Source organism: Aeromonas sp. FDAARGOS 1402 (genome assembly GCF_019046925.1).
GTDB classification, from domain to species: Bacteria; Pseudomonadota; Gammaproteobacteria; order Enterobacterales; family Aeromonadaceae; genus Aeromonas; species Aeromonas caviae.
In genome coordinates this window covers 1,608,713-1,617,500 of the sequence record NZ_CP077201.1, presented here as the reverse complement: position 1 = coordinate 1,617,500, position 8,788 = coordinate 1,608,713, and the positions used below count along the sequence as shown (strand labels likewise).

8 protein-coding genes and 1 riboswitch (1 of these 9 only partly in view) are annotated in these 8,788 nt (G+C 62.7%); of the genes, 3 read left to right on the top strand and 5 right to left on the bottom strand.

Going from position 1 to position 8,788, the window contains the following annotated elements; genetic code table 11:
- Positions 1-363, bottom strand: partial view of a glutamate racemase gene (gene murI, locus I6L32_RS07710; RefSeq protein ID WP_049636935.1) — the start only. Its footprint begins 426 nt before the window's first position; the window shows 363 of its 789 coding nt (coding positions 1-363); its start codon is at positions 361-363; its stop codon lies beyond the left edge, outside the window.
- Positions 364-471: 108 nt separating this feature from the next.
- Positions 472-2,337, bottom strand: a complete 1,866-nt coding sequence (locus tag I6L32_RS07705) for a TonB-dependent receptor (RefSeq protein WP_049636934.1) — start codon at positions 2,335-2,337, stop codon at positions 472-474.
- A 51-nt stretch (positions 2,338-2,388) separates the two neighbouring features.
- Positions 2,389-2,567: riboswitch (cobalamin riboswitch) on the bottom strand.
- 207 nt (positions 2,568-2,774) lie between these two features.
- Here I6L32_RS07705 and purE point away from each other — a divergent pair.
- Together purE and I6L32_RS07695 are read left to right on the top strand one after the other, a co-directional pair.
- Positions 2,775-3,284 carry a 5-(carboxyamino)imidazole ribonucleotide mutase gene (purE, locus tag I6L32_RS07700; RefSeq protein WP_029313402.1) on the top strand — a complete coding sequence of 170 codons (510 nt, stop codon included), beginning with the start codon at positions 2,775-2,777 and terminating at the stop codon, positions 3,282-3,284.
- Positions 3,281-4,405 carry a 5-(carboxyamino)imidazole ribonucleotide synthase gene (locus I6L32_RS07695; RefSeq protein ID WP_049636933.1) on the top strand — a complete coding sequence of 375 codons (1,125 nt, stop codon included), beginning with the start codon at positions 3,281-3,283 and terminating at the stop codon, positions 4,403-4,405. Before purE ends, I6L32_RS07695 begins: the two co-directional genes overlap by 4 nt.
- Before the next feature lie 72 nt (positions 4,406-4,477).
- Here the strand turns inward: I6L32_RS07695 and I6L32_RS07690 are convergent, their stop codons facing one another.
- The 3 genes from I6L32_RS07690 to I6L32_RS07680 all read right to left on the bottom strand — a co-directional run bounded on the left by I6L32_RS07690 (position 4,478) and on the right by I6L32_RS07680 (position 8,176).
- On the bottom strand, positions 4,478-5,671 hold the full coding sequence (locus I6L32_RS07690; RefSeq protein ID WP_045522696.1) for an MFS transporter: 1,194 nt from the start codon (positions 5,669-5,671) through the stop codon (positions 4,478-4,480).
- A 109-nt stretch (positions 5,672-5,780) separates the two neighbouring features.
- Entirely contained in the window at positions 5,781-6,509 is a 729-nt protein-coding gene (locus I6L32_RS07685) for a LytTR family DNA-binding domain-containing protein (RefSeq protein WP_069651566.1), read from the bottom strand.
- Entirely contained in the window at positions 6,503-8,176 is a 1,674-nt protein-coding gene (locus I6L32_RS07680; protein WP_039040684.1) for a sensor histidine kinase, read from the bottom strand. The genes I6L32_RS07685 and I6L32_RS07680 overlap by 7 nt, the downstream gene beginning before the upstream one ends.
- Positions 8,177-8,337: 161 nt before the next feature.
- Between I6L32_RS07680 and I6L32_RS07675 the strand changes: the two genes are divergently transcribed.
- A complete protein-coding gene (locus tag I6L32_RS07675) occupies positions 8,338-8,778 on the top strand; it encodes a hypothetical protein (protein WP_045522692.1) in 441 nt (146 codons plus the stop codon).
- Positions 8,779-8,788: the final 10 nt, after the last annotated feature.

Below are 8,788 nucleotides of genomic sequence, written 5' to 3'. Positions count from 1 at the left end.
ACGGCTGACGGTGCCGGGCGTTGCCAGCAGACCGATGTAGCCGTTACGGGTCAGGGCGGCGGCAGGCTTGATCGCGGGGACCACGCCGACCACGGGAATGCTGAGTGCGGTACGCAGGGATGGCAGGGCAATGGTGCTGGCGGTATTGCAGGCGATCACCACCAGATCGATGGCGTGCTCGGCCACCATGTGGCTGACCAGTCCGGTACAAGCCTCGATGAGGGCAGCCTCACTCAGCTCGCCATAGGGAAAGTGGGCATTGTCGAAACTGTAGAAATAGTTGTGCTCCGGCAGAGCGCGACGGATCTCCCCATAGACAGTCAGACCGCCCATACCGGAGTCGAACACGAGAATATTGGCCACCTGAGCTCCCCCTTGAATACGAGGCCGCGATCATACTCCCGCCCGGCGCCAATAGAAAAGGCCCTGCCAATGGCAGGGCCCCTGATTTTTCAGATCCAGACAAGGGGATCAGAGTGCGTAGTCCACCGTCACATAGTAGGCACGCTCGTCAGCCGGGTAACCCACCGAGGTCTGGTATTCCTTGTCCAGCAGGTTGCTGATCTTGCCGGAGACCTTCCAGGACGGTGCAACCTGATAGCCCACCGCCAGGTTCCACACGCTGTAGCCGCCCAGCTGGGTGGTATTGGCCGCGTCACCATAACGCTCACCCTGGTAGATCCAGCTCAGGGAGCCATCGAACTGCTGCCACTGCGCCTGGCTCACCCACTTGGCACCCTTGCGGGAGATCAGCTGCAACTGCTTGTCGGTGACCTTGTCCTTGGGATCCTTGTATTCGGCGGAAACGCGATGGCTCAGCCAGCCGGTCTCGAACTCCCCTTCCAGCTCAACCCCTTCAATCCGCGCCTTGCCGACGTTTTGCGGCGTCCACATGCCCTGGCTGTCCGGTGCCCACTGGATCATCTGCTCGAAGTCGTTGCGATAACCGGTCAAGCGCCACTCCACACCAGCGGTCTGTCCGTCCAGCATCAACTCGTGGCTTTTCGACTCTTCCGGCTTCAGATCAGGATTGCCGGACCCTGGGTAGTAGAGATCGTTGAAGGAGGGGGCACGGAAACCGGTGCCGTAGCGGGTACTGAGGCGATAATCCTCAACGAAGCGCCAGCCAGCGCCGGTTTGCCAGGTGTTGTGACGTCCGAACTGCTCGTTGTCATCGCTGCGACCGCTCAGCTCGGCCTGCCAGACCTGGTTGTCAAACTGGGCCAGGGCATAGAGCCCGGTGTTGTCACGCTCATCGGCGTCACTCGGGAAGGCGACGCCAGAGGAGCGGGAACTATCGTCCAGCATGTCGCGCTGCCAGTCGGCGCCGCCCCCCAGGGTCCAGCTCTCGTCCAGTTTGACGCTGTTGACCCAGTTCAGGGTGTATTGACGGGTATAGAGTCGATCAGCGGACTGATCGCGGCCGCTGGTATCCGGGTAGTCGTAGGCATCCTGTTTGGAGAAGGCGCCGCGCAGTTCGCTCAGGTAGCGCTCGTCATGATAGCGGGAGCCGAGCTGGTAGCTCTGGTTCTCGGTCCAGGTCTCGTTGCGTTGATGAAACGCCGGGCCCCAGGCGGAAGCGGCAGAGGATCTGTCGTACTGGGCAATGTTGCGGAACCAACGGGTCGTACCGAACAGATCCCAGTTGCTGGCCAGCGCCTGCTGATAATCCACCATGGCGTTGTAACCCCGGTGGCCATGCTTGTCGCCATCGTTCACCCCGACGATGGGATGCACGTTGTAGCCGGTCTCGTCATCGAAACCACCAGCGACCTTGATCTGACCCGCATCACCCACCTGGCTGGCGCTGCTGAAGGCGGCCTGACGCTGCTTGTGGGAGCCCGCACCCAAGTTGAACTTGTGTTGATTGGTCCCCTGATCCGGGCGAGTGATGATATTGATGACCCCACCGATGGCATCGGATCCATAAATGGTGGCGCGCGCACCGCGGATATATTCGATCCGCTCCACCTGGTTGAGGGGCAGGTTGTTGAGCTCGGTCATCCCGGCGGTCAGAGAGGCGCTGCGCACCCCGTCCACCAGCACCAGGGTCTGGGAAGAGGTGCCACCACGTACCCGCAGCGAGCTGAGCTGGCCGCGGCCGCCGTTGCTGACCACTTCCACGCCGGGCAGGGTCTTGACCACGTCGGTCACGGTCTGGGCTTGCAGGCGATCGATCTCGTCACGGGTCACCACGTTGACGGGCGCCAGCACACTGGAGGCAGGCTGGGCGACACGGGTAGCGGTCACCACCATGGTGGGATTGACGGGGATGGTCAGTTGTTGGGCAAAGGCCGCCGTTGGCAACAGGGCAGCCGCCAATAATGTCTTGGACATGAGAGATCCTTAAGTTCGCGTAAGCATCTACTTCGTGGCCGGTTTCTCTCGGCCCGAAATACGAACTTTGGCAGGTCTTCGGGCTTGGGGGCTGATGGCCTACGGCGACGGCTTCCCACCTGACGGCAGTGCCCTGATGTCGCTTCGTTCCCCCTTACCGCTGCGCGCCAGCTCCGGATTCTCACCGGATTCCCTTTTAAGCATGATGCGCCAAAGCGGGGGGATTATAGGCAGAGCCGTCTTGGATGTATAGCCATCTGGATTTCTAATGTCGTTTTTACCCAAAGTCGGTGCCAAGTGGCGCAGATCCTCGCCCCCTCTCGTACCTTGAGGCTCGTTGACCGTCATTCGAGCGGGTCAAACACAAGAAATGTTGAGCCAGATCCCACGGCTTTTTGGTAACATGCGGCAAACGTTTGACATCCGAGGAAGCCGTAATGACGACCCCCCCTATGATCGGCCTGGTAATGGGCTCCGACTCTGACTGGCCCGTGATGCAGGCCGCCGCCCGCATCCTCAAGGAGCACGGCGTGCCCTATGAAGCGCGCGTCGTATCCGCCCATCGCACCCCGGATCTCCTGTTTGAATATGCCGCCAGTGCGCGCGATCGCGGTCTGCGCGCCATCATCGCCGGCGCCGGCGGCGCAGCCCACCTGCCGGGCATGCTGGCCGCCAAGACCACGATCCCGGTGCTGGGCGTGCCCATCCCCACCCGCCAGCTCAAGGGGATGGATTCCCTGCTCTCCATCGTGCAGATGCCCAAGGGCGTGCCGGTCGCCACCTTCGCCATCGGCGAGGCGGGTGCCGCCAATGCCGGTCTGTTCGCCGTGTCCCTGCTGTCTGTCGCCCAAGATGGCGACGCTCCCCGTTATCACCAGCAGCTCGACGGCTTCCGCGCCAAGGAGCGCGACCGGGTGCTGGCGCTCACCCTGGAGGAGCCGGCATGATACTGCCCCCCGCCACTTTGGGTATGCTCGGTGGCGGCCAGCTCGGCCGCTACTTCGTGATGTCTGCCCACCGTCTCGGCTACAAGGTGATCGTGCTGGACCCGGACCCCATCAGCATCGCCGGTGCAGCCGCCGACGAGCAGATCGTTGCCGCCTATGACGATACCGATGCCCTGCGCGATCTGGCCAGCCGCTGCGACGCCATCACCTGCGAGTTCGAAAACGTGCCCGCCGCCTCCCTGGCCCTGCTGGAGCAGTACAAGCCGGTGCGCCCGGCCGCGAGCGCAGTACGTGTCTGTCAGGATCGCCGGGAAGAGAAAGCCTTCCTGACCCGCGCCGGCGTACCGGTCGCCCCGAACCTGACCCTGCTGCCCGGCGAGCCGCTGCCCGCCCTGCCCAGCGACCTCTTCCCCGCCATCCTCAAGACCGCCCGCGAGGGCTACGATGGCAAGGGGCAGTGGACTATCCACAATGCGGGCGAATTGCCAGCGGCCCTGGCCGCCAGCGGTGTCCCTTGCGTGCTGGAAAAACGCCTGCCACTGGAGGGGGAGTTTGCCCTCACCCTGGCCCGCAGTCCGAGCGGTGCCATCAGTGCCCTGCCTCTGGTGCAGAACTGGCACAGCGGCGGCATCCTGGATCAGACCCGCTCCCCGGCCAATGTGCCCGCCCTGGAGCGCGAAGCCCAGCGCATCGCCGAGCACATCATCGCCGCCCTCGACTATGTGGGTGTGCTGACGGTGGAGTTCTTCTTGGTCGGCGGTGAACTGCTGGTCAACGAGATGGCCCCCCGGCCCCACAATTCGGGTCACCCCAGCATCGACAACGCCGGTTGCAGCCAGTTCGAGTTACAGGTGCGCGCCCTGTGCGATCTGCCGTTGCCGGCACAGGCTGAGGTTCAGCCCGCCATCCTGCTCAACCTGCTCGGGGATCTGTGGCAAGACGGCACGCCGGACTGGGCCGGCGCCCTGGCCCTGCCCGGGGTGCACCTTCACCTCTATGGCAAGGGCGAAGCCCGCCCCGGCCGCAAGATGGGCCACGTCACCGTCACTGGCCGCGACTGGGCGGCGGTCGAGGCCACCGCGCACCAGCTGCGCGCCCTGCTGGGTCTGCCTCCGCGCTGAGTCCACCCCTTGACATGCAAAGACCCGGGCCAAGGCCCGGGTCTTTTTTTATGACTTGAGAATCGAGAGGGGTCAGGCCCTGTCGACAGCCGCAACGGGAGCTGGCAGGCGGATGGTGAGGGAGAGCACCAGGGCCACCACCAGCAACACCAGAATGAGGTTGAAGGTCGCCATGAAGCCGCCGAACAGGGAGGCCACGATGGAGCCGATGATGCTGCCCAGACCAAAGCCCAGATAGATGACGCCGTAGTTCTTGGTCAGGTTGTTGAGGCCGAAGAAGTCGCTCACCAGCGAGGGGTAGACGGTGATGGTGCCGCCGAAGCTGAACGCCACACAGGCCACCGCCACGAAGAAGAGGTTGGCATTGAGCGGCACGAACAGCAGCAGCGCCATGCCCGCCAGGGTAATCAACTGGGCGATGGTGATGACCCGGATACGGGACATCTTGTCGGAGAGGATGCCCAGCACCAGCCGGCCACCCAGGTTGGCCATAGCGATGATGGCGACGGCGTTGGCGGCGACCACGGCCGGCAGGCCCACCATCTTCTCGCCGATGTCCTTGGCCACGCCGATGACGTAGAGCCCGCTCATGCAGGCGGTGAGGAACATCAGCGCCAGCATCCAGTATTGGGGCTTGCGCATCGCCTCGGCCAGGGTGAAGTCGCGGCTCTCGCTCTGCTGCACGGCGGCGGCCTGCTGGGGTGCATCCTTCATCAGCATGCCACCCACCAGCACCATGGACATGGCGATCAGCCCCCACAGCTGGAAGGTGGTCTCAAGGCCATTGCTGGAGAGCAGCAGCAGGTTGATGTACTTGAAACCCAGGCTGCCGAGGCCATAAGCACCGATGGAGCAGGCGGAGATGAGCCCCTTGCGCTCCGGGAACCACTTCACGCAGTTGGAGAGGGTCATCAGGTAACCGGTACCATCGGCAAAACCGACCAGGATGCCGGCGCAGAGGTAGAGCATCGCCAGGTTGCTGGCATGAGCGGTGAGGAAGAAGCCGATGCCGAGCAGCACGCCGGCGCCCAGGGTGACGTTGCGCACCCCGAACCGCTCCTGCAGCTTGCCCGCCAGGGAGGAGGCCACCGCCAGGGAGAGGCTGAGCAGGCCAAAGGCGAAGGCGACCTGGCTCACCGGTTCGTCCAGCTTGTCGGAAAGCTGGGCGTTGAACAGGCTCCAGGTGTACACGGATCCCAGCGCGAACTGGGTGATGATGGTCCCCAACAGGGTGAGGTAGCGGGTGCGATTCAGATCGATGGTCATGATGCGTCTCGAGGAATGGCCTTAAGGAAACTGGGGCCACTATAGGCAAGACGCCACTCCCGCCGACCGATTAAGGCATGAAATGCAGATCGGCGGGAATGAATGACAATCAGAGCCGCATCAGCTGACGGAATGCCTTGATGTTGCTGCGGCTGACCGGCACCTCGAACGGCAGGTCATGGAGCCGGATGAGATAGGTGCTGTTGAACCAGGGCACTATCTCGCGGATCTTGTTGATGTTGACGCAGTAGGAGCGGTGGCAACGAAAGAACCCCTCGGCAGGCAACCGACTGACGAACTCGCTGAGGGTCATGGTCATCACGTAGCGATCGGTACGGGTGTAGACATGGGTCAGCTTCTCGTCGGCTTCCGCGTAGTAGATCTGCTCGCAGGGGGTGACGATGATGCGCTCCCCCTTCACCAGATTGACGGTGCGGTTCTGTGGCAACCCGGACTCCGCACCCTGGGGCTGGGACTTGCCCGCCAGTTCGAGCTTCTGCAGCAGATTGATGAGACGCGGCTCGTTGTAGGGCTTGAGGATGTAGTCGAATGCCTCCAGCTCGAACGCCTCCACCGCAAACTCCTTGTAGGCGGTGACGAAGACGATGTGGGGCGGATGGCTGGACTTGTGCAGGTTCTTGGCCAGCAGCAGGCCGTCGATGGCGGGGATCTGTATATCCAGAAACACCACGTCCACCTCGTGATCCTGCAGATACTTGAACGCCTCCAGCCCGTCCTCGAAGCTCGCCACTATCTCGATGTTGCTGTGCTGCCCCACCAGAAAGGCCAGCTCCTCGCGGGCAAGGTATTCGTCTTCCACTATGATGGCTTTCAGCATGGCATTGCCTCCTGATCAGGCAGATAGAAACAGACTTCGGTCCCCGGCTCCAGCCGCTTGAGGTGCAGGCCGTCGCCATAGAGCAGCTTGACACGCTGATGCACGTTCATCAGACCGATGCTGCGGCTTTCCACCCGACCGGCGGCGACCCCGTCGATCACCGCCTGGCTGATGCCGTAGCCGGTGTCGCGCACCGCGACCCGGATGCCGCCCGCCAGCTGCTTCACCTCGATGGTGACCCGACCCGGCGCACTGCGGGGCTGGATGCCGTGCAGGATGGCGTTTTCCACCAACGGCTGCAACAGCAGGCTCGGCACCTGGATATGCACGTCGTCCACCTCAAACACCACCTCCAGCTTGTCGCCGAAGCGGGCCTGCTCGATGGCCACGTAGTCGCGCACCTGCTGCAGCTCCTCCTGGATGTCGATGAGGGTGTCCCCCTTGTTGAGGTTGTAGCGCAGGTAATCCGCGAGGTTCGCGATCAGCTGGCGTGCCTGCTGGGGACGGATGCGGATCAGCGACGAGATGGCATTGAGGGCGTTGAACAGGAAGTGGGGGTTGATCTTGCTCTGCAGCGCGGTGAACTCCGCCTTGCGGGTCATCTCCTTGAGCTGCTCGATGCGCGACACCTCCATCTGGGTGGAGATGAGCTGGGAGAGACCCACCGCCATCTCCTTGAGGGAGCTGGTGATGCTGTGGGTGCGGCGATAGTAGATCTTGAGGGTGCCGCTGACGGCGCCGTTTTCCCGCAGCGGAATAATGATGACCGAGTGAAAATCGGAGAGGTGATACTGGCGCAGATCGTTGTTGATGATGATCTGGTCCAGCAGCACCGCTCTGTGGGTCATGTCGCTGATGGCGTGGTGCTCGTCCAGCTCGTAGTAATCCTTGCCCACCCCCACATAGGCCAGCACGTCGCGGGTATCGGTGATGGCCACCGCATCGGCGCTGATCTCGCTGCGAATGATGCCGCACACCTGGCTCAGGGAGTGGCGATCGATGTTCTGGAAAAACGGCAACGTCTTGTTGGCGATGTCGAGCGCCAGCTTGGCCTGCTTGGCGGCAATCAGCTCCTTCTCGTCGTCCAGATCCTGCACCAGCTTGATAATGAGCCCGATACAGAGCGCACCGGCGATCATCGGGTAGGCAATATGACTGACTATCTCCACACCTACCGCATGGGGCTCGGTCAGTTGCCAGATAAGCAGCATGGTCAGCCCCTCGCAGGCCATGCCCGCCAGGATGCCATAGAGCCAGAGCCGCGACTTGCGACAGCGCAGGTGCAGCCAGGTGGCGAGCAGGCCGGCGATGATGCTGGCGATGAGACAGGGAATGGAGGTGTGGCCATCCATGTCGATGAGATAGCGGTGCAGCCCCGAGATGACCCCGGCCGGAATGCCGACCCAGGGGCCGAACAGGATGCCGCCCGAGATGATGGCGATGATCCGCACATTGATGAGGGCCCCCTCCACCGGAATGCCGGTGTAGGTGCTGAACACCGCGAACAGACAGAAGATGGCCGCCACCAGCACCAGCTCGGCAGGGGTGTGGTCACGCTTCTGGAACAATCGCTGAAACGGCCGGGTGCGGGTGAGAAGAAAGAGCGTCATCAGCATCAGCGCCGCCCGCTCAAACACCGCCAACAACATCATCTGATTTTCGAGCATGGCTCTCCTCCGTCAATGGCATGGCGCCAGGGGGCGGATCATACCCCTTATCTGCCGCCGACTCATGGGCGAATCCGGGGAGAGCGGTTCAGCTTTCGGGGAAAGCGCCGATAAGAGGAGGCCCTCGCCAAGGAGGGCCCAGTCCGACAAAGGAGATAACTATGTTTCAAAAAAGCATGGTGCTGGCAGTGATGATCGGTTGCAGCAGTGCCGCCGTTCACGCCAATACGCAGGTGAGCCAGCTGAACTGGCAGGCCACCGCCAGCAAAGAGACCAACATGGAAGTAGCGCTTACCCACCCAGGCCTCCAGGCCATCAATTCGGATCCGGCACAGGCTCCCGTCCAGATCCTGGCAGCAGACCTGAGCCACCCGGATTTCAACACCACCTATCGTTTGCAAGCCCGCGCACTCTACGGCTCCCTGCCACAGCAGGATGATCTCCGGATCACGCTGGCGCTCAACGGACAACCCCTCGAAGCAAGCCGCGCCCTCCCCCTGGCGCAGGCGACCCGCTATTACCTCAGCTATCAGGCCCCGTCAGCCAGACCGGACCAGGTGGGCGAAGCCGCCTATGAGTTGATGGTGTACTGGCTGGGCTGACCACAGGAGC